This window comes from Bartonella sp. CR84HXZ (genome assembly GCF_042194535.1).
In the GTDB taxonomy this organism is placed as follows: domain Bacteria; phylum Pseudomonadota; class Alphaproteobacteria; order Rhizobiales; family Rhizobiaceae; genus Bartonella; species Bartonella grahamii.
The window spans coordinates 1-1,139 of record NZ_JBHIMY010000093.1; the positions used below are offsets into that span (position 1 = coordinate 1).

General features: G+C 40.0%; 1 pseudogene. It reads left to right on the top strand.

The annotated features are described in order from the left end of the window. Window positions 1–1,139 (top strand): annotated as a pseudogene (locus ACFIKD_RS09515) (transporter); the annotation flags it as partial.

The window sequence follows — 1,139 nt, forward strand, 5'->3', positions numbered from 1 at the left end:
TGGGGACCAGCGGTAGCCTTGATGAAAACCTCTGCTGGTTCACCGTTTTATTTTAACTTTCACTTTGGTGATTTAGGCAATACGTTTGTTTGTGGTCCCTCTGGTTCTGGGAAAACGGTTATTGTCAATTTTCTTTTAGCACAACTTCAAAAGCATGATCCCAATATGGTCTTTTTTGACAAAGATCGGGGTGCAGAACTTTTTGTCAGAGCGGGTGGCGGCACTTATATGCCCTTGAAGAATGGTAAACCGACAGGCATAGCACCGCTAAAAGGCTTAGACTATAACAATCCAGCAGATAGAGTTTTTTTACGCCAATGGATTATAAAGCTTGTTTCTTCTGAAGATCAAAAGATCAGTGAATCAGAAAGACAAGACATTACGGCGGCTGTTGAGCAGCTTGCCTTGTTGCCAAAAGAACAACGGACGATCTCTGCCTTACAAATGTTTTTTGATACCACGCATAGAGAGGGGATATCGGGTCGTTTAGAAAGATGGTGTAAAGGCAATGCCTTAGGGTGGGTTTTTGACAATCCTGATGACGACATTGGCATTGATGCAAAATTTATTGGTTATGACATGACGGATTTTTTAGACAATGATGAAATTCGTCCACCTTTAATGATGTATCTTTTTCATAGGATTTTGTCTCTGATTGATGGACGTCGTATTATCATTGTCATTGATGAGTTTTGGAAAGCCTTAGAGGATGATTCCTTTAAAGCCTTTGCGCAAGACAGGCTGAAAACTATTCGTAAACAAAATGGTTTGATGTTGTTTGCGACACAATCTCCCAAAGATGCGATCAATTCGACCATTGCTCACACCATTATAGAGCAATGCCCCACACAGATTTATTTTCCCAATCAAAAGGGCAATCATGGGGATTATGTAGAAGGTTTTAAATTATCGGACAGAGAATTTAACCTGATACAATCAGAATTAAGCCGTGAGTCACGGCGTTTTCTCATCAAACAAGGACAAAGTTCAGTTGTAGCAGAACTGAATTTACGGGGCTTTGATGATGAAATAGCCATTTTAAGTGGCACCACCAAGAATATTGAACTCCTAGAGACCATTATGGATGAAGTTGGACAATCTCCAGAAAAATGGCTTCCTATTTTTCAAGAAAGGTCAAA